Origin of the sequence: Streptomyces noursei ATCC 11455 (assembly GCF_001704275.1) — a bacterium.
GTDB lineage: Bacteria > Actinomycetota > Actinomycetes > Streptomycetales > Streptomycetaceae > Streptomyces > Streptomyces noursei.
The window spans coordinates 7,312,518-7,338,321 of sequence record NZ_CP011533.1 but is presented as its reverse complement, the minus strand read 5'-3'; the positions used below and the strand labels follow the sequence as shown (position 1 = coordinate 7,338,321).

Genomic DNA, 25,804 nt, shown 5'->3' with positions numbered 1-25,804 from the left:
GAGGCACGGGGCCGCGGGGCGTCAGCCGCGCAGGGCCGCGCCCACCCGCTCGACCGCGACGGCGACCGCCGCGTCCCGGGCCGCGGTGGCCTCCTCGGCGGTCAGCGTCCGGTCGTCCGCCCGGAACCGCAGCGCATAGGCCAGCGACTTCTTGCCGTCGCCCACCTGCTCACCGGTGAAGACGTCGAACAGCCGCACCGACTCCAGCAGTTCGCCGGCGCCGTCCCGCAGGGCGGTCTCCACGTCCGCCGCCGCCACCGACGCGTCGACGATCAGCGCGACGTCCTGCGTGGCGACCGGGAAGGTAGAGATCCGCGGCGCCTGCAGCGAACCGGCCGCGGCCCGCTCCAGCCGGTCCAGGTCGATCTCCATCGCGCTGGTGCGCTCCGGCAGACCGAGGGTCTTGACGACCCGGGGGTGCAGCTCACCGGCGTTGCCGACGAGCACCTCCTCGCCGTCGACCAGGGCGAGCAGCGCCGCGCACCGGCCGGGGTGCCACGGGGCGTGCTGGTCCTGACGGACGATCAGCTCGACGCCCGCCTCCCGGGCGACGGCCCGACCGGCCTCGACGGCGTCGGCCCACCCGGACGGGTACCCGGCACCCCACCAGCCGGCCTGCTCGCGGGCGCCGGCCAGGACCACCGCGGCCCGGCGCGGCTGCTGCGGCAGCGAGGCGTCCAGGGAGGCGATCTCGTCGTCGGTCGGCCGGCGGTCGACCACCAGCCGGCGGGCCGGCAGCTCCGTGCCGGTCGCCCGGAACACCGGACCGGTCTCGAAGAGCGCCAGGTCGTGGTTGCCCCGGCCGTAGTTGCGGCGCAGCGAGGCCAGCAGCCCCGGGATCAGCGTCGTACGGAGGTCCGGCTCCTCGTCCGAGAGCGGGTTCACCAGGGTGACCGCGTCCCGTCGCGGGTCGTCCGGCTCGATGCCGAGCTGGTCGAGGACGGCCGGGCCGGTGAACGGGTAGTTCAGCGTCTCGACGTATCCGGCGCCGGCCAGCGCGCGGCCGACCCGGCGGTGCAGCCGCTGACGCTCGGTCAGCCCACGGCCGGCGGGCGGCAGCGGCAGCGTGGAGGGCAGGTTCTCGTAGCCCTCCAGCCGGATGACCTCCTCGGCCAGGTCGTTCGGGTCGCCGAGGTCGGGCCGCCAGGACGGCACGGTGACCACCAGCTCGTCCTGCCCGTAGACGTCGCAGCCGACCTGCTGGAGGCGGCGCACGACGGTCTCCCGCCCGTACGTCACACCGGCGACCTTGTCCGGGTGGTCCGCCGGGATGGTGATCGTCCGCGGCCCGCGCGGCGAGACCACCTCGGTGACGCCCTCCTCGGCGGTGCCGCCGGCGAGCAGCACCAGCAGGTCCACGGTCCGCTGGGCCGCCGCGGACGCCGCCTCCGGGTCCACCCCGCGCTCGAAGCGCTTGGCGGCCTCGGAGGACAGCCGGTGGCGGCGGGCGGTCCGGGCGATGGAGATCGCGTCGAAGTGCGCGGCCTCGATCACCACGTCGGTGGTGCCGTGCACCCGCCCGGTCTCGGGGTCGGCGACCGGCGCGGCGATCTCCGTGTTGGCGCCGCCCATCACGCCGGCCAGCCCGATCGGGCCGCGGTTGTCGGTGATGACCAGGTCCTCGCCGTCCAGCACCCGCTTGGTGCCGTCCAGGGTGACCAGTTCCTCGCCGGGCGTGGCGCGGCGGACGCCGATCGGACCCTCGACGGTCGTCCGGTCGTAGGCGTGCAACGGCTGGCCGAGCTCCAGCATCACGTAGTTGGTGATGTCCACGGCGAGCGACACCGGCCGCATCCCGGCCTTCTGCAGCCGGCGCTGCATCCAGATCGGGGTGCGGGCCTCCGGGTCCAGACCGGTCACCGTACGCGCGGTGAAGCGGTCGCAGCCGATCGGGTCGCCGACCTGGACCGGGTAGCCACCGGCGTTCGGCGGCGCCACGTCCAGCAGCGCCGGGTCGCGCAGCGGCAGCCCGAACGCGATGGCCGCCTCACGGGCCACGCCGCGCATCGACAGGCAGTAGCCGCGGTCCGGGGTGACGGCGATGTCCAGCACCTCGTCGCGGAGCTCCAGCAGCTCGATCGCGTCGATGCCGACCTCGGTCGCCGGCGGCAGCACGATGATGCCGCCGGAGCCGTCGTCGCCCATGCCCAGCTCGTCGCCGGAGCAGATCATGCCGTGCGACTTCTTGCCGTAGGTCTTGCGAGCGGCGATCTTGAAGTCGCCGGGCAGCACCGCGCCGGGCAGCACCACGACGACCTTGTCGCCGACCGCGAAGTTCCGCGCGCCGCAGACGATCTCCTGCGGCTCACCGGTGCCGTTGGCCTGGCCGACGTTCACCGTGCAGAAGCGGATCGGCTTCTTGAAGCCCTCCAGCTCCTCGATGGTCAGCACCTGGCCGACGACCAGCGGGCCGCTCAGGCCCTCGCCGAGCTGCTCGACGGTCTCGACCTCCAGGCCGACCGCGATGAGCTTCTCCTGTACGTCGCGCCCGGTCGTCGTCGCCGGCAGGTCGACGTACTCCCGCAGCCAAGAAAGCGGGACCCGCATCAGATCTCCATCCCGAACGGCCGGGTGAACCGGACGTCGCCCTCGAACATGTCGCGCATGTCTTCCACGTTGTGCCGGAACATCAGCATCCGGTCGATTCCGAACCCGAAGGCGAAGCCGCTGTACTTCTCGGGGTCGACACCGCAGGCGATGAGCACCTTGGGGTTGACCATGCCGCAGCCGCCCAGCTCGATCCAGCCTTCGCTGGAGCAGGTGCGGCACGGCCGGTCGGGGTTGCCCACGGACTCGCCACGGCACACGTAGCAGACCATGTCCATCTCGGCGGACGGCTCGGTGAACGGGAAGTAGTTGGGCCGCAGCCGGGTCTTCATGTCCGGACCGAACAGCGCCCGGACCATGTGGTCCAGGGTGCCCTTCAGATCCGCCATGGTCAGGCCCTCGTCGACGGCCAGCAGCTCGATCTGGTGGAAGACCGGGGAGTGCGTGGCGTCCAGCTCGTCGGTGCGGTAGACCCGCCCCGGGCAGACGACGTAGACCGGCGGCTCGCGGTCGACCAGCGTGCGGGCCTGCACCGGCGAGGTGTGGGTGCGCAGCACCACGCCCGACTCGTCGCCCTGGGTGCCGTTGCCCTGGACGAAGAAGGTGTCCTGCATCTGCCGCGCCGGGTGGTCCGGCACGAAGTTCAGGGCGTCGAAGTTGAACCACTCGGCCTCGACCTCGGGGCCCTCGGCGATCTCGTAGCCCATCGCCACGAAGACGTCCGCGACCCGCTCCATGAAGGTGGTCAGCGGGTGCCGGGCGCCGGCCGCGACCCGGTCGTACGGCAGGGTGACGTCCACCGCCTCCTCGACCAGGACGCGCGCGTCACGCTCCGCCTCCAGCTCTTCCTGGCGGGCCTTGAGCGCCTGGTTGACCCGGCCGCGGGCCTGGCCGACGCGCTTGCCGGCGTCCGCCTTGGCCTGCGGGGGGAGGGCGCCGATCTCGCGGTTGGCGAGGGCGAGCGGCGATGTGCCACCGGCGTGCGCGATCTTCGCCTGGGCGAGCGCGTCGAGGTCACCCGCGGCGGCGATGGCGGCCAGCGCCTCGTCGACCCGTCGGGCGATCTCTTCCGGTTTCAGGGCTTCGACCTCGACAGGGTCGTACGACTTATTGGGTGCGGACATCTCTTCCCGTGCTTCCGGTGGTGTGGCTTGGCGCGGCTCGCTTCGCCTCGGCTCTGCGCCCGCGTGTCCGCGATGCCTGTGCGCCAAAGGTGCCAAAGGTCAAGTCTAAGGGGCGGGTCCTCCCGGACCCGCCGTCGGCCCTGTCCGGGCCGTCGCGCGGCGCCCGCCGCCCGCCCGTCGCCCGGCCACCGCCCCTGTTCGACGCTTCGCGGCCCCCCTTTCACGCCAGGAAGGCAGGGGCCGCGACGGGCAGGCTGAATCGGAACTGGGCGCCGCCGGCCGGGGCCCGGCCGACCGTGATCGTGCCGCCGTGCGCCTCGACGATGCCCTTGACGATGTACAGGCCCAGCCCGGTGCCGCCGCGCTTGCTGCCCCGCCAGAAACGGGTGAACACGCGGCTCATCGACTCCTCGGGGATGCCGGGGCCCTCGTCGCTCACGGTGACGCTCGTCCCCTCTCCGCCGCCGGTCTCCTCCGCCGGTCCCACCTCGATGGTGACCGTTCCCTCGCCGTGACGCACGGCGTTTTCCAGGAGATTGCCCAGGACCTGGTCCACCTTGTCCGGGTCTGCCCACAGATCGGGCAGCGGCTCCCTCATCCGGATCAGGAAGCGGTCCGGCAGCTGGCCCGCGGTGGTCTGCGCCTGCACGTGCCGCCGGACCGCGGCGATCATGTCCACCCGCTGCCGGCGGACCTCCAGCCGCCCGGAGTCGATCCGGGAGATGTCCAGCAGCTCGGCGATGAGCCGGGTGACGCGGTTGGCGTCGGCGTCCACCGTCTCCAGCATCAGCCGCTTCTGGTCGTCGGTGAACCGTTCCCACTTCTGGAGGAGGGTGGCGGTGAAGCCCTTGACGGAGGTCAGCGGCGAACGCAGCTCGTGGGCGACGGTGGCGATCAGCTCGGCGTGGCTCAGCTCGGTGCGCCGCCTGGCCTCGGTGCCGCGCAGCGCGATCACCAGCCGCCGCACCGGGCCGGTGGGCCGACTGCGGACGTAACGGGCCGAGACCAGCACCTCGCGGCCGCCCAGCAGCAGGTTCCGCTCCGGCTGGCCGCGGCGGATGGCCAGTCCCCCGTACGGGTCGGTCAGCTGCCACCAGCGGCGCCCCTCGATGTCCTGCAGCGGCAGGGCGTCCCCGACCGGGCGGCCCAGCGCCTGCGGCGGCTCGATGCCGGTGATCCGGGCGGCGGCGGCGTTGAAGCAGATCACCCGGCCGTGTTCGTCGGCGACGACCAGCCCGTCGGGGAGGTCGTCCGGGGCCAGCCCGAGATCCGCACCGGACTCCTCGGGCGGGCAGCCACCAGCGGTGGCAGTACTGGCCGAAGTCCTCGCCGTCATCGCCGTGTTACCCCCTCCCGGGCCGGAGCTGGCAAGAGTACTAGCTCGGCCCGGCCCCACCGCCGGGTTCGCGGCTACGCCCCTCCGGCGGGTGACGTCGCACGACACCCTCCGGCGGTGCGCTGGGCCCGCGCGGAGGCGTACAGGCAGACCGCGGCGGCGGTCGCGAGGTTGAGGCTCTCGGCCTTGCCGTGGATCGGCACCCGGACGACGGCGTCGGCCAGCGCCCGGGTCTCCTCGGGCAGCCCCCACGCCTCGTTGCCGAAGACCCAGGCGGTCGGCCCGCCCATGGAACCGGCGTCCAGCTCCGCGTCCAGGTCGCGGTCGCCGGCCCCGTCGGCGGCCAGGATCCGCACCCCGGCGCCCTGCAGCCCGGTCACCACCTGCTCCACCGGCACGCCCACCGCGACCGGCAGGTGGAACAGCGAACCCACCGACGCCCGCACCGACTTGGGGTTGTAGAGGTCCACGGACGCGTCGGTCAGCACCACCGCGTCGGCGCCCGCGGCGTCCGCGCAGCGCAGCACCGTGCCGGCGTTGCCGGGGTCGCGCACGTTGGCCAGCACGGCCACCAGCCGCGGGCGGGCGGCGAGGATCTCCTCGAACGGCGAGTCCAGGAACCGGCAGACGCCCACCAGACCCTGCGGGGTGACGGTCTGCGAGACGTCCGCGACGGTCCTGTCGTCGGCGAAGTGCACCAGCGCCCCCGCCGCCCGGGCCGCCTCGACGATCTCGGCGTGCCGCTCGGCGGCCTCGACGGTGGCGAACAGCTCGATGAGGGTGGGCGATCCGCCGGCGCGGTGCGCGACGGCCTCGCGGACGGCCTGCGGGCCCTCGGCGATGAACCGGCGTTCCTTGCCCCGGAAGTGCCGCCGGGCCAGCCGCCGGGCGGCGGCGACTCGCGGGGAACGCGGGGAGATCAGCTCGGGGGTGCCCATGGGCGGCGGCTCGCTTCTTTCGTTCGGTGCGGGGGCCCGGTGCGGACGATGGGGTCTCCCCCGCTCGAACGGGGCCGAGAGCGTGGGGGACGGGCCCGGGAAACCCGGAAACGCGGCGGACCCGCAGGCCGGGGCCCGCGGGTCCGCAATCACAACGTCGTCACATCGTCACGACGCCGTCGGCGTCAGGCCGCGATTCAGGCAGCAGCCTTCGGGGCGTTGACGTCGCTCGGCAGCGCCTTCTGCGCGACCTCGACCAGCGCGGCGAACGCACCGGCGTCGTTCACGGCGAGGTCGGCGAGGATCTTGCGGTCCACCTCGATGCTGGCGGCCTTCAGACCCTGGATGAAGCGGTTGTAGGTCATGCCGTTGGCGCGGGCAGCGGCGTTGATGCGCTGGATCCACAGCTGACGGAAGTCGCCCTTGCGCTTCTTGCGGTCGTTGTAGTTGTAGACGAAGGAGTGGGTGACCTGCTCCTTGGCCTTGCGGTACAGGCGGGAGCGCTGGCCGCGGTAGCCGCTGGCCTGCTCCAGGATCGCCCGGCGCTTCTTGTGGGCGTTGACTGCCCGCTTGACGCGTGCCACTTGTTAACTCCTTGTAGCGGGGCCGTGGTTGTTCGTCACACGGCCCGAATCGACGTTAGGTCCCGGTCGGGTCGGTACGCCCCGCCCGTGTGGCGGAGCGCCCGGCTCACTTGCCGAGAAGCTTCTTGATCTTCGCGGCGTCGCCCGGGGCCATCTCGGCGTTGCCGGTGAGGCGGCGCGTCACGCGGGACGACTTGTGCTCGAGCAGGTGGCGCTTGCCGGCGCGCTCGCGCAGGACCTTGCCGGAGCCGGTGACCTTGAAGCGCTTGCTGGCACCGCTGTGCGTCTTGTTCTTCGGCATGCGCCGTTCTCTCCTCGTCAGTGGCGCTCCCACCGGCGGGGACCGGCACGCGGGAGCGTCAGATGTATCGGTTGTTCCGGGGCTGGCGCCCCGGCCTGGATCCGGGGCGGCTCACCCAAGAGCTCACGCCTCGGCGTGCTCCTCAGCGGGCTCCGCGGGAGCAGCGCCCTGGCGTTCCGCCTTGCGGGCGGCCTGCGCCTCGCGGGCCTCGGCCATCGCCTCGGTCTTCTTCTTGTGCGGACCGAGGACCATGATCATGTTCCGGCCGTCCTGCTTCGGGTTCGACTCGATGAAGCCGAGGTCCTGGACGTCCTCCGCGAGCCGCTGGAGCAGTCGGAAGCCCAGCTCGGGGCGCGACTGCTCACGACCACGGAACATGATCGTGATCTTGACCTTGTCACCCTGCTTGAGGAACCGGACGACGTGACCCTTTTTGGTGTCGTAGTCGTGCGGGTCGATCTTCGGCCGGAGCTTCATCTCCTTGATGACCGTGTGCGCCTGGTTCTTGCGCGCCTCACGGGCCTTCATGGCCGACTCGTACTTGAACTTTCCGTAGTCCATGAGCTTGCAGACCGGCGGACGGGCGTTCGCCGCCACCTCGACCAGGTCGAGGTCGTACTCCTGCGCAAGCTCCAGGGCCTTGGCAAGCGGCACAATGCCGACCTGCTCGCCACTGGGACCGACGAGTCGCACCTCGGGGACGCGAATCCGGTCGTTGATGCGGGGCTCGGCGCTGATGGATCCTCCTCGGTAGCACCACGCGACGGCCTGGCGGACTGCCGCGTAACGTCTGTTTCGGTGTGACCAACCGCGCCGGCATACGAAAAACGCCCCGGACGGGACACAGGCGGGGCTCCACGTGGATCAGGAGCACCGCCGCGAAATCTCCGCGGGGCGCAGCCAGACCGTTGACCCGCCAACCTGAGATCGGTCGGGTGGGAGATCGGAGCCTCCACTTGTGGGCCGGTCACATGCGTGTCCGGCCGGTCGGAACACCAGAATACACGAGTCAAGAGGGCAGCCCCACTCCTGTGCACCGGGCCCGCGCCCGGTCCGGCGCCCGCCGCGGCCCGCCACCGCCCGTCCGGCGGCCGTCCGGCGCTCCCGGGCGCGGAGTCGCCGGACCGGGGCCATAGGCTGGGGGCGACCCGTCCAGCAGGAAGTGAAGCGCCAGCACATGAGCGAGCAGACCCCCCAGCAGCCGACCGCCCCGGAGACCGGCGACGCGGCCCGGCCCGACTTCGAGACCATGACCCGGGACATCGCGGACGTGCCGGCGGTCGAGGTGATCACCACGGTCGCGGTGCACCTGATGAGCTCGGCGGCGGTCAACCTCGGGCTCGCCGAGGGCGGCGAGGACCACAAGGACCTGGACGAGGCCCGCAAGCTCATCCACGCACTGGCCGGGTTGGTCACCGCCAGCGCCACCGAGATCGGCTCCTACCACGCGGCGCCGCTGCGGGACGGCCTGAAGTCGCTCCAGCTCGCCTTCCGCGAGGCGTCGGTGGTCCCGGACGAGCCGGGCCAGGGCCCCGGGGAGAAGTTCACCGGGCCGGTCTACGGCTGAGCCCCGCGGGTAGCCCCGCACAGCGACGACGAGCCCCGGCCGGATCCGCTCCGGCCGGGGCTCGCGCGCGTACGGGGCCGCGGCCCGCGACCTCAGACGCGGTCGCCGGAGGCCGGCGGCTCGTCCGAGGTCTTCGGCTCGCCGCGGGCGGTCCGGTCGGCGGTCACGACCGGCTCCTGGGGCGGGTGGGTGACCTGGTGCACCACCGCCGCCAGCGCACCGCCGATCAGTGGCGCGATGAGGAACAACCACACCTGGGTGATCGCCGCGCCGCCCGCGAACAGGGCTGGGCCCAGGCTCCGCGCCGGGTTCACCGAGGTGCCGTCCAGCGGGATGCCGATGAGGTGGACGGTGGCCAGGGCCAGACCGATCGCCAGGCCGCCGAAGCCCACCACCGCCACCTTGTGCGTGACGCCGAGCACGACGAAGACGAACAGGAAGGTCATCACGATCTCGGCCACGAACGCGCCGCCGAGGTTGATGTGCACCGCCGAACGGTCGCCCCAGCCGTTCGTGCCGAAGGCCGCGTGGGTCTGCAGCCCCGGGACCTGCTTGGCGACCAGGAAGAGCAGGGCCGCACCGACGATGCCGCCGAGGATCTGCGCGACCCAGTACTCGACGGCGGTCCGGACCGTGATGCGCCGGGCCACCAGCATGCCGAGCGTCACCGCGGGATTGATGTGGCAGCCCGAGATCGGGCCTAGCGCGTAGGCAAGCGCCAGCATGACGAAGCCGAAGGCCAGGGCGATGCCGAAGGTGCCGATGTATTCGCCGGCCAGCACTGCCGCGCCGACGGCGAAGAACACCAGGAGCAGCGTGCCGAGGAATTCGGATACGACCGTGCGGGTCTCCGTGGTCTCCATGGGCTCTCCTCGCGTGGATCTTGAGCTCTCCTGGCATTGTGCGGCCCGGAGAGCGGCGCCGCCCGTTGGGCGCGGGCGGCGGGCGAGCCGTCGGGCCCGCCGCGAGGAGCGTCCGGCCGGCCCGGCTGCCGGCGGATCAGCGCTGGTAGAGGAGGTCTCCGGAGGCGTCGGCGCCGGGCGGCAGGAGGGCCAGGTCGAGGCCGCGGACGAGTCGGGCGCGGAGGGTCTCGTCGGTGGCGAGTGCCTGGGCCAGGCGCTGGGCGGCCTCGGCGGGGACGGCGCCGGGGGCCAGGCCCAGGGCGAGGGTGCCGTCGGTCTCCGCAGACCGCGTCAGACGCGCGACGTGGACCGCCGGCTCGGCGGCGAGGAGGGCCCGCAGCGCCTCGGTGACGGCCGGGTCGGCGAGCGGGTCGGCGCTGGTCCGGCCCTCCGCGAGGGCCCGGAGGGCGGCGCCGGTGAGCTGGTAGGTGACCGGTCCGGCCAGGTCGAGGACGACGGTGTCGGCCTGCTCGTGCGCGGCGGCCAGCAGCGCCTGGCGGAGCGGCACCGCGACCGGGCGGGCGTCCGGCCGCCAGCGCTGGAGGGTCTCCATGGAGGTGAAGGCGGGCAGGGCGCGGCGACCGTCGGGGGCGGTGAGGGTGGGCACCGCCATGTCGCTGGTCTTCTCCCGGCGCAGCCCGTCGGGGCCGGTCTCGACCTCGCCGAGGACCGCCACGACCGGGACGAGGAGGCGGGCGTCCGCCAGGGCGGCGAGCAGGGCGGGTTCGGTGCCGGGGTCCGTCGCGTAGGCCGCGAGCGCCGCGCCGAGGGCGGGGTCGGCGGAGCCGTCGTCGTCGGCGAAACCGGGGTTGGGGATGTTCTTTTGCACGGTCCTGAGCGTATCCGCTGCGCTTGGGCCTGCGGCCGGCTGCTTCCCACGTTGTTGGGTTTCCCGTCGTGGGCCCTGTGGCCGGCTTCGCGCGTTGTCGGCTGTCCCGCCGTGGGGGTTCGCTTGTGCGCCTGCGGCGCGGGGCTGTTGGGTGCGGTGGGTTATGGGTGGGTGGGGGTGTGCCTCGGGGGGCCAGTGGGGCGGGTGCGCCAGGCGAAGTAGGAGGCGGTGGTGAGGGCCAGGCCGGTGGCGGCGAGGGTCCAGGGGAGCCAGTTGACGGGGGTGTCGTCGGCGGGGTCGGTGACCGGGCCGGGGCCGAAGTAGCGGTGCGGGTAGGCGACGGGGGCCGGCTTCTGGGGGGTGGGGGCGAGGTCCGCGGCGGCCTTGAGGGCGGCGGCGGGGTCGACGAGGCCGGCGCCGAAGTCGTCGTTGCGGCCGCCTTCGGGGCGGTGCTGGGCCGTGCTGGTCAGCAGGTCGCGGATCTGGGTGGGGCTGAGGTCGCGGTGCGCGGAGCGGATCAGCGCGACGGCGCCGGAGACGAAGGCGGCGGCGGGGCTGGTGCCCTGGCCGGAGAGGTAGCCGGTGCCGTGGTCGTCCATGAGGATGTCGTAGCCGGGGGCGCTGACCGTGGCGTACCAGTGGCTGGTGGAGAACGAGGCGCGGGCGTCCAGGTGGGTGACGGCGGTGGCCGCGATGACGCCGGGGTAGGCCGCCGGGTAGGAGATGTGGTTGCCCTTCTCGCCGCCGTTGCCGGCCGAGGCGACCACCGGGATGCCCTTGCCGAGGGCGTACTGGATCGCGGAGTCCTCGCGGGGGTCGGGGTGGGCGGTCTCGCTGTCGTCGCCCAGGGACATGTTGATCACGTCGGCGCCGTGGTCGGCGGCCCAGCGGATGCCGTCGGCGAGGGCGCCGGGCTTCTGGTCGCGGGCCCGCCGGCGGTCGGGGTCGTGGTCCTCCAGGATCACCCGGATCGGCAGGATCCTGGCCTCGGGGGCGACGCCGAGGATGCCGTCGGAGCGTCCGGCGCCGTGGCCGTGGCCGGCGATGACGCTGGCCATGCCGGTGCCGTGCTGGGCCCAGGCGTCGTCGCCGCGGCGGGCGCCGAAGCCGATCAGGTCCTTTTCGGGCAGGACCTGGCCGGTCAGGTCGGGGTGGGCGCCGTCGACGCCGGTGTCGAGGACGGCGACGGTGATCCCGGCGCCCTTGGTGGTCTGCCAGGCTTCCTGGGCGTGGATGGCCGTCAGGCCCCACTGCTGGGCGCGGATGGCGTCCGCGCGGGCCGGCAGCGCGGGCAGGACGGCCAGGGCGGCGGAGGTCAGGGCGACGGTCGCGGCCCGCAGCGCGGACTTGATCATGACGCCACCTCCGTGGACTGGGCGGGGACGCCGGACGCGGTACGGAAGGCCGCGCTGATCTTGTCCGCGAGGCCCTTGGCGTCGTGGCCGAGCCCGGACTCGGCGGCGGTGGTGGCGGTCCCGGGCTGGACGGCGGCGTCGGCGGGCTGCGGGTCGGTGATCTCGCGGCCGTCCGCGAAGCCGGAGACGGTGTAGACCACGACCGGGACGTCGGTGAGTATCCGCACCGTCCAACTGGCCCGCTGGGCGGGGCCGAAGTCCTCTGCCGGGGTGCCCTTGGCGGCCAGCGGCAGCGGCATCAGGGCCTTGTGGTCGGCCAGGTCGTTGGTGCTGAAGCGGGCGTTGAGGTCCATCATCCCGGCCCGGTCGGCCCTGGTGGTCTGGGCGCCGACGGTGATGACGTGGGTGCGGGTGGCGTCGACGTAGGTGGCGCGCAGCAGGCGGGCGCAGCCGGCCGGGGCGAGTTCCTTGGCGAGGGGGCCCTCGTAGCGGGCGGTGCAGTCGGTGTCGGGGGCGACGGCGATCCGCGTCCAGGTCCGGTCGGCGCCGCCGGGGCCGGCGGCCAGGCCCTCGACGGTGCGTGGGAAGAGGGTGTCGACGGGGGTGTTGCGCCAGGCGTCCTGGCCCTTGGCGAAGATGCTCTCGGGCGTCGGGGCGCCCTTGGCGGGGGCTTCGGTGAGCCAGCTGCCGGCCGCCGCGCCGACGATCAGGCCGACGCCGAGGACCAGTCCGACGGCCGCCGCGACGACCCGGGTGCCGGGCAGCCGGTCGGCCAACGGGCGGCGCGGGGCGGGCTCGTCCGCCGTGGGGCGGGCGGGAGGTGCCGGCCAGGCCGGGGCGGGCGGGGGCGCGGCGGGCGGCGGGGGGCTCGCGGGGTGGTCGGACGACTCGTCCCACAAGGGGGCGCTGTTGGCCAGGTGGAAGGCGGCGGTGTCGCGGAACGACCGGGGGGCGCGGCCGGGGCGCGGCGGGGCGGCCGGTGGCTCGGGGCGCGGCGGGGGCGGGGTGGTCGGCGGGGCCGACGGGCGGGGCGGGGCGGCCGGGGCCGGCGGTGTGGCCGGGGGTGCGGGGGCCGGGGCGGTCTCGGCGGGGAGCGGCTGCCGGGCGGCGGGGGGCGTGGCGGAGGGGGTGGCCGGGGCCGCTGGCGGGGGGACGGTGGGGTCGGCGGGGACCGGGCGCAGGACGGTGGTCCTGGGGTCCTCGTCGGCGGGCGGCGCGGCGGGGCGGTGCGGCGGGCGCGGGGGTATGGGTGGGATGCGCGGAGCATCGGCGTAATCGGCGTCGGCGCTCACCAGCGCTCCCCTTCGCACGGTGTGCCCCGGACCCGAAAGACAATCGGGGCAGGGTGGTTCGTATCCGGACATCACGCCGCTGACCTGCTGGTTGCGGTGTCGAGCCACTGTAAGGGCTGGCCCGGCCGCTGCTCCAACCCCTCGGCGCTCCGGCGTCACTTCCGATGCGGTTCGTCCCCCTACCCAGTGGTAGCGGGGTCTGGCAGGCTGCGGGCCATGTCCCCGCACTCCACCGACGCGCCCGCCGCCGGCGCCCTTCCCCGGGCCGGCCGCCGCTCCCCGCTCGCGCAGGGGGGACCCCCGCGCGCCGGGGAGACCCCGTACGACCGGGCCACCGCCCATCTCGACGCGCCGCTGGCCGTCGTCGATCTGGCGGCCTTCGACGCCAACGCCGCCGATCTGGTGCGCCGTTCGAAGGGGAAGCCGATCCGGGTGGCGAGCAAGTCGGTGCGCTGCCGGGCGCTGCTGGAGCGGGTGCTGGCGCGCGAGGGCTTCGCGGGGATCATGAGCTTCACGCTGGCCGAGTCGCTGTGGCTGGCGCGGTCGGGATTCCCGGACGTGCTGCTGGCGTATCCGTCGGCGGACCGGGCCGGGTTCGCGGAGCTGGCCGGTGACCCCGGGCTCGCGGCGGCGGTGACGGTGATGGTCGACGACCCGGCGCAGCTGGATCTGATCGACGCCGCGCGCCCGGCCGGTCCGGGCCGCGGCGAGGAGATCCGGGTCTGCCTGGAGCTGGACACCTCGTACCGGGTGCTGGCCGGGCGGGTCCGGGTCGGGGCGCGGCGGTCGCCGCTGCGGGATCCCGGGGCGCTCGCCGCAATCGCCCGGACGGTGGTCCGCCGCCCCGGGTTCCGGTTGGTGGGGCTGATGGCCTACGAGGGGCACGTGGCGGGGGTGGGCGACGAGGTCGCCGGGAAGCCGGTGTTCTCGCGGGCGATACGCGTGATGCAGGCGGCGGCCCGCAAGGAGCTGGCGCGGCGGCGCTGGGAGGCGGTGCGGGCGGTGCGGGCGGTGGCGCCGCGGCTGGAGTTCGTCAACGGCGGTGGGACGGGGAGCGTGCAGCACACCGCGGCGGAGGCGGCGGTCACCGAGATCGCGGCCGGTTCGGGTCTGTACGTCCCGCGGCTGTTCGACAACTTCCGGTCGTTCCGCGGGCGTCCGGCGGCGCTGTTCGCCCAGCCGGTGGTGCGGCGGCCGGGGCCCGGCGTCGTCACGGTGCTGGGGGGCGGGTATCCGGCGTCGGGGGTGGCCGGTGCGGATCGGCTGCCGGAGCCGTATCTGCCGGCCGGGCTGCGCTACGACCCGCAGGAGGGGCCGGGCGAGGTGCAGACGCCGCTGCTGGGGGCGGCGGCGGACGGGCTGGCGGTCGGCGACAAGGTGTGGTTCCGGCACGCCAAGGCCGGGGAGCTGTGCGAGCGGTTCGCGGAGCTGCACCTGATCGAGGGGGACCGGGTGGTGGGGACGGTGCCGACGTACCGGGGCGAGGGCCACACCTTCCTGTAACGGCGTTATACGGCGGTGCGGCCCCGCCCTGCCGGGTGGGGCCGCAGCTGCTCCTCGGGTGGCCGGGCGCGGCCGGGTCAGCCGTGGATCCGGTCCAGTTGGTCGGCGACGACCGTGCCGTCGGGGCGGCGGACCGGACCGTGGGTGCCGTCGGTGTTGGTGTAGCCCTTGGTGGCGCACGGGTAGGCGCCGGACTTGCGGGGCAGCGGGTCGATGAACATCGGGTTGACCACCCAGCGGCCGTCGGCGTTGTCGTAGCCGCGGCACATCAGCTCGTCCTTGTTGCGGTTGATGGCCAGGTGGGCGCCGGTGGCGTCGTCGACGAAGGTGACGTCGGTGTTGGCGTCGCCGCCGCCCAGGGCGATGCGGTGCGCGGGGTCCTGCTTCCGCCACGCCTCGGCGCCCTTGATCCCGTAGATCTCCTGGTTGATCCAGCAGCGCTTGCCGTCGACGTAGGGGATGACCTCGCCCTGGCCGTCCTTGACGTCGCCGCAGCCGGCGATGGTGGTGGTGAGGCGGCCGTGGCGGACGCGGTTGCGTATGCCGATGGTGTGCCGGGCGTCCACCCCGACACCGCCGGACCACGCCTCGGCGACGGTCTCGGACGACGCGGAGACGATGTAGACGTCGAAGCCGGCCGCCTTGAGCGTGCGGATCAGGTCCTTCTGCTGGTCGTAGTAGCGGATGTACCCGGCCAGCTTGTGGGTGCCGACGGTCTGTACGGCGCCGACGGGCGCGGCGAGGTTCTCGGCCCGGGCCTGCTTGGCGTACCTGGTGAGGGTCGCGGGCTTCAGGCCGGCGAACAGCTGGGGCACCCAGGCGTATTCGGGGACCGTGCGGCGGTGGTTCCAGTCGCCGGCGAAGGCCGCGGCGCCGCTCATGGTCCGTGCCTCACCGCGGATCTCCATGATCTCGTCGGCGCAGGCGGTGTTGCGGGAGGTCGGCAGCGGGCGGCCGGGGGCGCCGGTGCCGCAGGCGCGGGTCAGCGCGCGGTCGGCGGCGGGGGTGAGCCAGCGGCTGGTGTCCCGCCAACTCGCGGGCCGGGGCAGCTTGTCGTGCCGGAGCATCCAGGCCAGCGTGGCGTCGGAGATGTCGTTCTTGACGACGGTGTTGTCCCAGTCGAAGGCGGCGACCGGGCGGGGGCCGTCGTGGGACCCCGAGCAGGTGCCGCGTTCGTCGATCATCTTCTGGAGCTTGGCGCGGTTGTCGCCGTACCAGGGGAGGTCCTTGGAGAGCTGCGGGCAGCGGGCGCGGGTCGGCGCCGGGCCGGGGGCGGCGGCGGTGGCCGGCGTGGTGGCCGTGAGGGCGGCGAGCGCGGCGGTGCCGGCGAGGCCGAGGGCGAGCAGCCGCCTGAGAGGTGTCGTCATGTGTCCTCCGTGGTCAAGGGGGGAAGCACGGCGGGACCGGCACCCGGTGGTGCCGGTCCCGCTGTTGATCATGGAGCCTACAGGGGGGTGACGTAGGCGCCCGCGATGCCTCCGTCGACGAGGAATTCGGCGGCGTTGACGAACGAGGAGTCGTCGCTGGCGAGGAAGGCGACCGCGGCGGCGATCTCCTCCGGCTCGGCGAACCGGCCGACCGGGACGTGCACCAGGCGGCGCGCGGCGCGCTCGGGGTCCTTGGCGAACAGCTCCTTCAGCAGCGGGGTGTTGACCGGCCCCGGGCAGAGCGCGTTGACGCGGATGCCTTCGCGGGCGAACTGCACGCCCAGCTCACGGGACATGGCCAGCACGCCGCCCTTGGAGGCGGTGTAGCTGATCTGCGAGGTGGCGGCGCCCATCACGGCCACGAAGGAGGCGGTGTTGATGATGGAGCCGCCGCGCCCGGTCTGCTCGAACTGGCGCTGCATATAGGGCAGGGCGTGCTTGCAGCAGAGGTAGACCGAGGTGAGGTTGACCTCCTGGACGCGCTTCCAGGCGTCGATCCCGGTGGTGAGGATGGAGTCGTCGTCGGGCGGCGAGATGCCGGCGTTGTTGAAGGCGATGTCCACCGAGCCGTAGGTGTCGAAGGCGGTCTTGTAGAGCGCCTCGACCTGCTCGGCGTCGGTGACGTCGACCTGGACGAAGGTGCCGCCGACCTCTTCGGCGGCGGCCTTGCCGGCCGTCTCGTCGATGTCGGCGCAGACGACGTTGGCGCCCTCGGAGGCCAGCCGGCGGGCGGTGGCCAGGCCGATGCCGCTGCCGGCCCCGGTGATCACGGCGGTACGGCCGACGAGGCGGCGGCACACGGCGGTCTGGTCGGTCACTTGCTCTCCTCGCGGGTGGTGGCGGTGCTGGTTGCGGTGCGGATCACGAGCCGGCCGGCTCGGTGGCGATGAAGACGTTCTTGGTCTCGGTGAAGGCGGCCAGCGCGTCCGGGCCGAGCTCGCGGCCGAGTCCGGACTGCTTGAACCCGCCGAAGGGGGTCCAATAGCGCACGCTGCTGTGGGAGTTGACGGAGAGGTTGCCGGCCGCGACAGCCCGCGAGACGCGCAGTGCACGGCCGACGTCGCGGGTCCACAGCGAGCCGGAGAGGCCGTAGTCGGTGGCGTTGGCGATCCGGATCGCGTCGGCCTCGCCGTCGAAGGGGATGGCCACCGCGACCGGGCCGAAGATCTCCTCGACGGCGGCGCGGTCCTCGGGGCGGCCCTCCAGGACGGTGGCCGGGTACCAGAAGCCCTTGCCGGCCGGGGCCTCGCCGCGGATGGCGGCCGGGGCGTCCTCGGGGACGTAGGACCGTACGCGGTCGCGCTGGGCGGCGGAGATCAGCGGGCCCATCTGGGTGGCGGGGTCGCTCGGGTCGCCGACGGTGAACGCCTTGACGGCGGGCTCCAGCAGTTCCAGGAAGCGGTCGTAGACGCTGCGCTGGACCAGGATCCGGCTGCGGGCGCAGCAGTCCTGGCCGGTGTTGTCGAGGAAGGAGCCGGGGGCTGCGGCCGCGGCGGCCTCGATGTCGGCGTCGGCGAAGACGATGTTGGGGCTCTTGCCGCCGAGTTCGAGGGTCAGCCGCTTGGTCCGCGCGGCGCACTGGGCGGCGATCCGGCGGCCGGTGGCGGTGGAGCCGGTGAAGACGACCTTGGCGACGCCGGGGTGGTCGACCAGTGCGCTGCCGGTGACCGGGCCCTCGCCGGGCAGGACCTGGAAGAGGCCCTCGGGGAGCCCGGCCTCCAGGGCGAGTTCGGCGAGCCGGAGCGCGGTGAGCGGGGTGGTCTCGGCGGGCTTGAGCAAGACGGCGTTGCCGGCCGCGAGGGCGGGGGCGGTGCCCCAGGCGGCGATCGGCATCGGGAAGTTCCAGGGGGCGATGACGGCGACCACGCCGAGCGGTTCCTGGAGGGTGATGTTCAGGCCGCCGGCGACCGGGATCTGCGTACCGGTCAGGCGCTCCACTCCCCCGGCCGCGTAGTGCAGCAGGTCGCGGACGTTGCCCGCCTCCCAGCGGGCGTTGCCCAGCGGGTGGCCGGCCTCGCGCAGTTCCAGCGCGGCGAGGGGTTCGATCGCCGCGTCGACGACGTCGGCGAACCGGCGCAGCAGGCGGGCCCGGTCGCCGGGGGCCACCGCGGCCCAGGCTTCCTGCGCGGCGGCGGCCCGGCGGACGGCCGCGTCGACCTCGGCGGGCGAGGTGGTGGGGACGGTGGCCACCACCTCCTCGGTCGCCGGGTTGAGGATGGTCAGCTCTTGCAGCACGGCGTTCCTCACATGCGCTCGAAGGAGCGGAAGCGCTCCCAGTCCGTGACGGCGGCGTCGTAGGCGTCCTGCTCGACGCGGGCCATGTGGCGGTAGTGGTCGACGACCTCGTCGCCGAAGGCGGCGCGGGCGATCGGGCTGTGCTCCCACAGCTCGGCGGCCTCGCGGAGGGTGGTGGGGACGTGCGCGGCGTCCCCGGTGTAGGCGTTGCCGGTGGTGGCGTCGGGGAGCTCCAGCTCGTGCTCTATGCCGTACAGGCCGGCCGCGACCATGCCGGCGACCGCGAGGTAGGGGTTGACGTCGCCGCCGGGCAGGCGGTTCTCCAGGCGGTGGGAGCGGCCGTGGCCGACCACCCGCAGCGCGCAGGTGCGGTTGTCCGGGCCCCAGGCGACGGCGGTGGGCGCGAACGAGCCGGGGCGGAACCGCTTGTAGGAGTTGATGTTGGGGGCGTACAGGAGCGTGAAGTCGCGCATCGCGGCGAGTTGGCCGGCGAGGAAGTGCCGCATGGTCCGCGACATGCCGTGCGGTCCCGCGTCGTCGGCCAGCACCGGCCGGCCCTGCTCGTCCTGGAGCGAGAGGTGGATGTGACAGGAATTGCCCTCGCGCTCGTCGTACTTGGCCATGAAGGTGAGCGCCATGCCCTCCTGGGCGGCGATCTCCTTGGCGCCGGTCTTGTAGATGCTGTGCTGGTCGCAGGTGGTGAGCGCCTCGTCGTAGACGAACACGATCTCGTGCTGGCCGAGGTTGCACTCGCCCTTGGCGGACTCGACGGTCATGCCGGCCGCGCCCATCTCGTTGCGGATCCGGCGCAGGACGGGCTCGACCCGGCCGGTGCCGAGGACCGAGTAGTCGCCGTTCCACTGGTTGGCCGGGGTCATCCCCCGGTAGCCGCGCGTCCAGGCGTCCTCGTAGGAGTCCTTGAAGATCATGAACTCCAGTTCGGTGCCGGCGTGGGCGGTCCAGCCGCGCTCGGCCAGCCGGTCGAGCTGACGGCGGAGGATCTGCCGGGGGGAGGCGACGACCGGGGAGCCGTCGTGCCAGGCGAGATCGGCGGTGATCAGGGCGGTGCCGGGGTTCCAGGGGGTGCGGCGGAGGGTGGCGGGGTCGCCGTGCATGGCGAAGTCGCCGTAGCCGCGCTCCCAGGAGGACATCGCATAGCCGTCGACGGTGTTCAGGTCGACGTCGACGGCGAGGAGGTAGTTGCAGCCCTCCGTGCCGTGTTCGAGGACGGTGTCGAGGAAGTAGCGGGCGGCGAACCGCTTGCCCTGGAGCCTGCCTTGCATATCGGTGAAGGCGAGGACGACAGTGTCGATCTCCCCGTTGTCGACGAGGACGGTGAGCTCCTCGACGGAGAGCGGGGGCCTGCGGTCTGCCACGGTGGTGCCTCCTGTCGCTGCATCCGGAAGTCATAAGGTAGGCACACGAACCATTGATTGGGAAGGGGTTCAGATGGACGGTGCGGCCGATCGGCTGGCGCCGGTGCTGCGGCCGGTCCGGGCGGGCAACGGCTTCGAGGAGGCGCTGGAGCAGATACTCCAGATCGTCCGGCTCGGGCTGGTGCCGCAGGGCGAACGGCTGCCCGCCGAGCGGGAGTTGGCGGAGCGGCTGCAGATCAGCCGGGTCACCCTGCGCGAGGTGCTCAAGGTCCTCCAGGACGAGGGCCTGGTGGAGAGCCGGCGCGGCCGGTACGGGGGCACCTTCGTGCGGGTGCGCGCCGAGAATCCGGGCGAGGCGGAGCTGCGCCGCCGGGTCGAGGGCATCGACGTGGAGGACGTGCTGCGCTTCCGCGAGGTGCTGGAGGTCGGCGCGGCCGGGCTGTGCGCGACGCACGGGCTGTCGGACGACCAGGCGGAGCGGCTGCGGGAGGCGCTGGCCGCGACCCAGGACGCGCCGCTGGCCGACTACCGCCGGCGCGACACGCTGCTCCACCTGACCCTGGCGGAGCTGTCCGGGTCGCCGTCGCTGGCCGCCCAGTACGCCGCGGTCCGGGCCGGCGTCAACGACCTGCTGGACTGCATCCCGCTGCTGGTGCGGAATCTGGAGCACTCCCAGAACCAGCACGCCGCGCTGGTGGAGGCGGTGCTGGAGGGCGACACGGACGGCGCCCGCGAGGTGATGCGGGAGCACTGCTGCGGCACCGCGGCCCTGCTGCGCGGCTTCCTGGCGGCGCCGGCCCCGTAGCCCCTGCCGCACCGGCCCCGTGGCCCGCGCTCCGCCGCCCCGTAACCAGTCTTTTACGCAGGGGTCTTGCGCTGAGCCACCCGGACAGCAAAGGTATGCGGCTAAACCTTTACTCCGGATGTCCCCGCGAGGCAGGAGCGGCTCATGGCCGACAGCACCCGTGCGCAGACCGCAGCGTCCCCCGGTGGCGGGCCCCCGGGCGACGGCGACGCCTATCTGGAGCGGCGGACGCTGCGCCGCGGCAGCGCCGGCCCGCTGCTGCTGACCGGCCTGGGGGTCGCCTATGTCGTCTCCGGCGACTTCTCCGGCTGGAACAACGGGCTCGCGCAGGGCGGCTTCGGCGGGCTGGCGATAGCCGCCGTCCTGATGGGCCTGATGTACACCTGCCTGGTCTTCGCGCTGGCGGAGCTGGCCTCGATCCTGCCCACCGCGGGCGGCGGCTACGGCTTCGCCCGGCGCGCGCTGGGCACCTGGGGCGGCTTCCTGACCGGCACCGCGATCCTGATCGAGTACGTGCTGGCGCCGGCCGCGATCTCCATCTTCATCGGCGACTACGTCGAATCGCTGGGTCTGTTCGGGCTGCACTCCAGCTGGCCGGTCTATCTCGCCTGCTTCGTGATCTTCATCGGGATCCACCTGTGGGGCGTGGGCGAGGCGCTGCGGTTCAGCCTGATCGTCACCGCGGTCGCGGTCGCCGCGCTGCTGGTCTTCGCGGTCGCCGCGCTCAGCGACTTCCATGTGGACGCGCTCAACGACATCCCGGTCAAGTCCGGTGCCTTCGGGGCGAGTTCCTGGCTGCCGTTCGGCGTGTTGGGGATCTGGGCGGCGTTCCCGTTCGGCATGTGGTTCTTCCTGGGCGTGGAGGGCGTGCCGCTGGCGGCCGAGGAGACCAAGGACCCGGTCCGCTCACTGCCCCGGGCGATGGCCGCCGCGATGGGCATCCTGCTGCTGCTCGCGCTGATCACCTTCGTCGCGGCCACCGGGGCGCGCGGCTCGGCCGCGATCCAGTCCGTCGGCGACCCGCTGGTCCAGGCGCTCCAGCCGCACGGCACCCCGACCACGGTCAGCCGGATCGTCAACTACGCCGGACTGGCCGGCCTGGTGGCGTCCTTCTTCTCCCTGATCTTCGCCGGCTCCCGGCAGCTCTTCGCGCTCTCCCGGGCCGGCTACCTGCCCCGCTTCCTCTCCCTGACCAGCCGCCGCAAGGCGCCCTACCTGGGGCTGCTGGTCCCCGGCGCGCTGGGCTTCGGGCTCGCCGCGGCGACCGGCGACGGCGCCCGGATGCTCAACGTCGCGGTCTTCGGCGCCACCATCTCCTATGCGCTGATGGCCCTTTCGCACCTCGTGCTGCGCCGTCGCGAGCCCGGTCTGCACCGCCCGTACCGCACCCCTGGCGGCATGCTGACCTCCGCCGTCGCCTTCGTGCTGGCATGCTCGGCGCTGGTGGCGACGTTCCTGGTCGACAAGGAGGCCGCCTTCATCGCGCTCGGCGTCTACGGGGTCGCCCTGGCCTACTTCGCCTTCTACTCCCGCCACCGGCTGGTGGCCGCCGCGCCCGAGGAGGAGTTCGCGGCACTGGCCGCCGCCGAGGCCGAACTCGAACGCGACTGACCCGCACCGCACCGCACCGTACGGAGGAACCACCCGATGTCCCAGCCGCAGCCGCCCCTCATCGGCATCAGCACCTACCAGGAAGAGGCCCGGTGGGGGGTGTGGACGCTGCCCGCCGCGCTGGTGCCCGCCGGATACCCCCGCCTGGTGCGGCGCTCGGGCGGGCTGGCGGCGCTGTTGCCGCCCGGCGACCCGGAGACCGCCGCGGCGACCGTCGCCCGACTGGACGGACTGGTGATCGCCGGCGGCGCGGACATCGCCCCGGACCGCTACGGCGCCGAGCCGCACCCCCGGACCGGCCCGCCCGCGCCGGACCGGGACGCCTGGGAACTGGCCCTGATCGAGGCGGCGTTGGCGGCCCGGGTGCCGCTGCTGGGCATCTGCCGGGGGCTCCAGCTGCTGAACGTGGCGCTCGGCGGCACCCTCGTCCAGCACCTGGACGGACACTCCGGCCCGCCCGGGGTCTTCGGCCGGCACGACATCGAGCCGGTGCCCGGCACGCTGCTGGCCGCCGCGCTGCCCGAGCCGGTGGCCGTGCCGACCTACCACCACCAGGCGGTGGACCGGCTCGGCCGCGGGCTGGTGGCCTCGGCCCACGCGGCGGACGGCACCATCGAGGCGGTGGAGCTGCCGGACGCACCGGCCTTCACGCTGGCGGTGCAGTGGCATCCGGAGGCCGGCGAGGACACCCGGGTGATGGACGCGCTGGTGGCGGCGGCCCGCGAGGCGTCCCCGGCCGGGGTGTGAACCCCTGACGGCCCGGCGGGCGCCCGACCACCGGGCGCCCGCTTCGGCGGGCCGCGATCGACGATTGCGCACACAGTAGCGTGCGGGTCCGACAACGCCCGTCGCGCAGGGTCCGGGCCGGGCCCTCGGCGGCTCAGCCCCGGAAGTCGTCCGACACCCCCACCAGCAGCACCCGGCTCTCCGGGACCAGCGCCCGCCAGCGGTGGGTGACCCCACCGGAGCAGTAGAGGGTGTCGCCCGGTCCGAGCTCGTAGCGGTGGCCGTCCGCCTCGGCCTCCACCGCGCCCTGGACGACGTACATCAATTCGTCGTGCGGATGCCGGAATTCGCGCCGCCAGTCGTGCCGGCCGGTGAACTCCAGGGCGTGCAGCTGCTGGTGGCCGCGGACCAGCGGGCGCACCCGGCCGACCTCGCCGTCCTCGGGGACCGCGGCGGAGTCGGCCCGCACCACATCGACCGTGCGCGGCCCGTCGGCGGCGGCCAGCAGCCGGACGGCGGTGGTCTCCAGGGCGTCGGCGATCAGCTGGAGCGAGCGCATGCTGGGTCGGGCCCGGTCGTTCTCGACCTGGCTGAGGAAGGGCGCGGACAGCCCGGTGGCGCGGGCGAGGTCGGCCAGCGTCAACTCCCGCGCGCGGCGCCGCCGGCGGACCGCCGCCCCCACCCGCGGGACCTCCGCCGCGGCCTCGGCCCCGCCCATCCCTCGCTCCTCACCGACGCCCTCGCGCACCCGCACACTCCTTATCGAGCCGTTCACGGCGCTGCAACACTCCGCCCCTAGCGTCTACGCTGTTTGATCCCATCAAACAAAGTTTGACAAGACGTAGTTTGACGAGGGGAATTCGGCATGACCTCCGGCCATACCGCAGTCGATCAAAACACACGGCGCCGCCGCGGCACCGGCCTGATCGCGCTCGACGCCACCGTCGCGTACGACGGCTACACGCTCTACGCCCCGCTCACCGGCGGCGGCCAGGTCCTGCTGATCGACCTGCGCGGCACCGTCGTCCACCGCTGGCAGCTGCCGCACCGCCCCGGCCGTCACGCCCGCATCCTCCCCAACGGCAACCTCGCCTACAACGCCACCCTCCCGGACCAGCACGCACTCTTCCCGATGTGGCACAAGTACCGCGGCGGGCTGATGCAGGAGATCGCCCCGGACGGCACGGTGCTGCGCTCCTTCACCGATCCGCTCCAGCACCACGACGCCCACCACCACGGCGACGGGCGGATCCTCTACTCCGCGCTGGAGCCGCTCACCGGCGACCGGGCCGCGGCGGTCCGCGGCGGCGTCCCCGACTCCGCCCCGGACGGCACGGTGTACGCCGACACCCTCCGCGAAGTCGACGCGGACGGGCGGCTGTTGTGGTCCTGGAACGCCGCCGACCACCTCGACCCGGACGACCACGCCCTGCACCCCGCCTACTCCCGCGAGCACTGGCCGCTGATCAACTCCGTGCTACCGCTCGCCGACGGCAACGTCCTGGCCAGCCTGCGCAGCACCTCGGCGGTGATCGTCATCAGCCGGGCGACCGGCGAGGTGCTCTGGCGCACCGGGCCCGGCGTGGTCTCCCAGCAGCACCATCCCACCGAGCTGCCGAACGGCAACTTCCTGATCTTCGACAACGGCGTCTTCCGACCCGGCTGCGACGTGCCCCACTCCCGCGTCATCGAGGTGGAACGGGCCACCGGCACGGTGGTCTGGGAGTACCACGACCCGGCCCGGGAGGCGTTCTTCGCGCCGTTCATGGGCAGCGCCCAGCGACTGCCCAACGGCAACACCCTGGTCACCGACTCCCCCGCCGGCCGGCTCTTCGAGGTCACCGCCGAGGGGCAGGTGTGCTGGGAGTACGTCGTCCCGGAGTTCGGCGGCTACCACGAACCGGAGGTCGGCGAGCTGTTCCCCAGCCGGCACAACGCGGTCTTCCGCGCCTACCGCTACGCCGCCGGGGAACTCCCCTGGCTGAAGCGGCAGGTGTGAGCGATGGCCGCCGCACGCCGTCGCGGCACCGGAGGACGCACGGATGCCTCCCCCAAGCTCTCGAAGAGCAGGGAGGTACCCCCGTCCCGGCTGGTGCCGCTCGCCGCCCAGCACGTCCTGGCGATGCTCGCCGCGCCGGTCTCCACCGTCTTCCTGCTGGCCGGCGGGTTGCGCCTGCCGCCCGACCGCACCGCCGCCCTGCTCAGCGCGACCCTCGTGCTGTGCGGCGTCGGGGCACTGCTGCAGTCCTTCGGGGTGCTGGGGATCGGCGCCCGGCTGCCGTTCATGATGCTGCCCGGCGGCGCGGCGGCGGCCCTCTTCCTCCAGATCGCCCGGGAGCACGGCCCGGCCACCGCCTCCGGCGCGGTGCTGCTCGCGGCCGCGCTGCTGCTGGCCGCGCTGCCGCTGTACGGGCGGATCGTGCGGTTCTTCCCGCCGCTGGTGATGGGCACCACGGTGCTGGTCATCGGCGTCAACATGGTCGCAACGGCGGCCCCGATGGCGGCCGTCGGCAGCGGTCCGGCGCTGGTCACCGTCGCCGCCACCGCACTCGGCCTCCTGCTGCTGCGCGGCGTACTGCGACAGCTGTCGGTGCTGCTGGGCATGGCGGTGGGCACCGCCGTCGCGGCCCTGACCGGCGTCCCGTTCCGCGCGGTCCCGGGAGACGCGGTGCTGGCCCTCCCCCGCCTCCTCCCGTACGGCGCGCCGCACTTCGATCTGCTCGCCGCGCTCCCGCTGCTGGTCTTCGCGCTCGCCTCGCTCGCCGAGGCGACCGGTCAGACGGTGCTCAACAGCGAGGCGGTGGGCCGGACCCCGGAGCCGGCCCGCGACGTGCCGCGCACCGCCCGCGCGGACGCGGTGGCCTCGCTCGCCGCCGGGCTGCTCGGCGGCACGACGATGGTGACCAGTGCGGAGAACATCGGCATCGTCCGACTCACCGGCGTGCGCAGCCGGTTCGTGACCGCGGCGGCCGGGGCACTGCTGGTCGTCTGCGGGCTGCTGGCGCCGGTCACCCGGCTGCTGGCGGCGCTGCCGGTGCCGGTCGTCGGCGGCGCCGCCCTGGTGATCTACGCGGTGATCGCCGCCATGGGCATCGACATGCTGCGCCGCACCGACCTCACCGACCGCGCCGCCTCCACCGTCGTCGCCCTGGCCCTGCTGGCCGGCCTGCTCCCCGTCCTGGCCCCGCGGCTGTACGCGCCGCTGCCCGACTGGGCGCACACCCTCTTCGGCAGCGGCGTGCCGGCCGCCGCGCTCACCGCCGCGCTGCTGTCGGCGCTCTTCGGCCGGCTGGACGCGGGCGGCCGGACCGCACCGGCCGGGGCGGGCTGACGGCCGCGGCCGGCC

At 73.8% G+C, this 25,804-nt stretch carries 23 protein-coding genes; 7 read left to right on the top strand and 16 right to left on the bottom strand.

Annotation, left to right across the window (positions count from 1 at the left end; translation table 11 throughout):
* Positions 1-21: 21 nt before the first annotated feature.
* The 7 genes from pheT to infC all read right to left on the bottom strand — a co-directional run bounded on the left by pheT (position 22) and on the right by infC (position 7,568).
* Entirely contained in the window at positions 22-2,547 is a 2,526-nt protein-coding gene (pheT, locus tag SNOUR_RS31160) for a phenylalanine--tRNA ligase subunit beta (RefSeq protein WP_067353646.1), read from the bottom strand.
* Positions 2,547-3,671, bottom strand: a complete 1,125-nt coding sequence (gene pheS, locus SNOUR_RS31155) for a phenylalanine--tRNA ligase subunit alpha (protein WP_067353643.1) — start codon at positions 3,669-3,671, stop codon at positions 2,547-2,549. Before pheS ends, pheT begins: the two co-directional genes overlap by 1 nt.
* A 220-nt stretch (positions 3,672-3,891) precedes the next feature.
* Positions 3,892-5,007 (bottom strand): sensor histidine kinase, encoded by a 1,116-nt coding sequence (locus tag SNOUR_RS31150; protein WP_067353640.1) that lies wholly within the window; start codon positions 5,005-5,007, stop codon positions 3,892-3,894.
* 74 nt (positions 5,008-5,081) lie between these two features.
* Positions 5,082-5,945, bottom strand: coding sequence for a TrmH family RNA methyltransferase (locus SNOUR_RS31145; RefSeq protein WP_067353638.1), 864 nt, complete (start codon positions 5,943-5,945; stop codon positions 5,082-5,084).
* Positions 5,946-6,142: 197 nt separating this feature from the next.
* Positions 6,143-6,529 carry a 50S ribosomal protein L20 gene (gene rplT, locus SNOUR_RS31140; protein ID WP_039637911.1) on the bottom strand — a complete coding sequence of 129 codons (387 nt, stop codon included), beginning with the start codon at positions 6,527-6,529 and terminating at the stop codon, positions 6,143-6,145.
* Positions 6,530-6,635: 106 nt separating this feature from the next.
* Positions 6,636-6,830 carry a 50S ribosomal protein L35 gene (gene rpmI, locus SNOUR_RS31135; protein ID WP_016576627.1) on the bottom strand — a complete coding sequence of 65 codons (195 nt, stop codon included), beginning with the start codon at positions 6,828-6,830 and terminating at the stop codon, positions 6,636-6,638.
* 123 nt (positions 6,831-6,953) lie between these two features.
* The gene (infC, locus tag SNOUR_RS31130) at positions 6,954-7,568 is read right to left on the bottom strand and encodes a translation initiation factor IF-3 (protein WP_079142976.1); all 615 of its coding nucleotides are present in this window, start codon (positions 7,566-7,568) and stop codon (positions 6,954-6,956) included.
* Between the two features lie 439 nt (positions 7,569-8,007).
* On the opposite strand from infC, the gene SNOUR_RS31125 reads away from it, so the two are divergent.
* Positions 8,008-8,397 carry a DUF1844 domain-containing protein gene (locus SNOUR_RS31125; protein WP_039637910.1) on the top strand — a complete coding sequence of 130 codons (390 nt, stop codon included), beginning with the start codon at positions 8,008-8,010 and terminating at the stop codon, positions 8,395-8,397.
* 92 nt (positions 8,398-8,489) lie between these two features.
* On the opposite strand, the gene SNOUR_RS31120 is transcribed toward SNOUR_RS31125, so the two are convergent.
* The 4 genes from SNOUR_RS31120 to SNOUR_RS47295 form a co-directional block, all read right to left on the bottom strand.
* Positions 8,490-9,260 carry an MIP family channel protein gene (locus tag SNOUR_RS31120; protein WP_067353633.1) on the bottom strand — a complete coding sequence of 257 codons (771 nt, stop codon included), beginning with the start codon at positions 9,258-9,260 and terminating at the stop codon, positions 8,490-8,492.
* Between the two features lie 136 nt (positions 9,261-9,396).
* Positions 9,397-10,128: an SseB family protein gene (locus SNOUR_RS31115; protein WP_067353631.1), complete on the bottom strand. Its 732-nt coding sequence runs from the start codon at positions 10,126-10,128 to the stop codon at positions 9,397-9,399.
* Between the two features lie 161 nt (positions 10,129-10,289).
* Complete coding sequence (mycP, locus tag SNOUR_RS31110; protein WP_067353628.1) at positions 10,290-11,483, bottom strand: type VII secretion-associated serine protease mycosin; 1,194 nt, start codon at positions 11,481-11,483, stop codon at positions 10,290-10,292.
* Positions 11,480-12,775, bottom strand: a complete 1,296-nt coding sequence (locus SNOUR_RS47295; protein ID WP_107407310.1) for a hypothetical protein — start codon at positions 12,773-12,775, stop codon at positions 11,480-11,482. Before SNOUR_RS47295 ends, mycP begins: the two co-directional genes overlap by 4 nt.
* 216 nt (positions 12,776-12,991) lie before the next feature.
* Between SNOUR_RS47295 and SNOUR_RS31100 the strand changes: the two genes are divergently transcribed.
* Positions 12,992-14,278, top strand: a complete 1,287-nt coding sequence (locus SNOUR_RS31100) for an amino acid deaminase/aldolase (protein WP_312634158.1) — start codon at positions 12,992-12,994, stop codon at positions 14,276-14,278.
* A 77-nt stretch (positions 14,279-14,355) separates the two neighbouring features.
* Here SNOUR_RS31100 and SNOUR_RS31095 read toward each other — a convergent pair whose 3' ends face one another.
* From SNOUR_RS31095 to SNOUR_RS31080, 4 genes are all read right to left on the bottom strand, one after another.
* Complete coding sequence (locus tag SNOUR_RS31095; RefSeq protein WP_067353626.1) at positions 14,356-15,645, bottom strand: HAD family hydrolase; 1,290 nt, start codon at positions 15,643-15,645, stop codon at positions 14,356-14,358.
* Positions 15,646-15,722: 77 nt separating this feature from the next.
* Complete coding sequence (locus tag SNOUR_RS31090) at positions 15,723-16,523, bottom strand: 3-oxoacyl-ACP reductase (protein WP_067353623.1); 801 nt, start codon at positions 16,521-16,523, stop codon at positions 15,723-15,725.
* A 43-nt stretch (positions 16,524-16,566) separates the two neighbouring features.
* Positions 16,567-17,940, bottom strand: coding sequence for an aldehyde dehydrogenase family protein (locus SNOUR_RS31085; protein WP_067353621.1), 1,374 nt, complete (start codon positions 17,938-17,940; stop codon positions 16,567-16,569).
* Positions 17,941-17,948: 8 nt separating this feature from the next.
* The gene (locus SNOUR_RS31080; RefSeq protein WP_067353618.1) at positions 17,949-19,316 is read right to left on the bottom strand and encodes a glutamine synthetase family protein; all 1,368 of its coding nucleotides are present in this window, start codon (positions 19,314-19,316) and stop codon (positions 17,949-17,951) included.
* A 73-nt stretch (positions 19,317-19,389) separates the two neighbouring features.
* Here SNOUR_RS31080 and SNOUR_RS31075 point away from each other — a divergent pair, with 73 nt between their 5' ends.
* From SNOUR_RS31075 to SNOUR_RS31065, 3 genes are all read left to right on the top strand, one after another.
* A complete protein-coding gene (locus tag SNOUR_RS31075; protein ID WP_067353615.1) occupies positions 19,390-20,121 on the top strand; it encodes a FadR/GntR family transcriptional regulator in 732 nt (243 codons plus the stop codon).
* A 144-nt stretch (positions 20,122-20,265) separates the two neighbouring features.
* Positions 20,266-21,732 carry an ethanolamine permease gene (eat, locus tag SNOUR_RS31070; protein ID WP_067353612.1) on the top strand — a complete coding sequence of 489 codons (1,467 nt, stop codon included), beginning with the start codon at positions 20,266-20,268 and terminating at the stop codon, positions 21,730-21,732.
* Between the two features lie 36 nt (positions 21,733-21,768).
* Positions 21,769-22,479 carry a gamma-glutamyl-gamma-aminobutyrate hydrolase family protein gene (locus tag SNOUR_RS31065; protein ID WP_039637901.1) on the top strand — a complete coding sequence of 237 codons (711 nt, stop codon included), beginning with the start codon at positions 21,769-21,771 and terminating at the stop codon, positions 22,477-22,479.
* 133 nt (positions 22,480-22,612) lie between these two features.
* Here SNOUR_RS31065 and SNOUR_RS31060 read toward each other — a convergent pair whose 3' ends face one another.
* Complete coding sequence (locus SNOUR_RS31060; RefSeq protein WP_067353610.1) at positions 22,613-23,176, bottom strand: helix-turn-helix domain-containing protein; 564 nt, start codon at positions 23,174-23,176, stop codon at positions 22,613-22,615.
* A 147-nt stretch (positions 23,177-23,323) separates the two neighbouring features.
* On the opposite strand from SNOUR_RS31060, the gene SNOUR_RS31055 reads away from it, so the two are divergent.
* Complete coding sequence (locus tag SNOUR_RS31055) at positions 23,324-24,457, top strand: aryl-sulfate sulfotransferase (RefSeq protein ID WP_067353607.1); 1,134 nt, start codon at positions 23,324-23,326, stop codon at positions 24,455-24,457.
* Between the two features lie 3 nt (positions 24,458-24,460).
* Positions 24,461-25,789, top strand: a complete 1,329-nt coding sequence (locus SNOUR_RS31050) for a uracil-xanthine permease family protein (protein ID WP_067353605.1) — start codon at positions 24,461-24,463, stop codon at positions 25,787-25,789.
* The last annotated feature ends 15 nt before the right edge of the window (positions 25,790-25,804 follow it).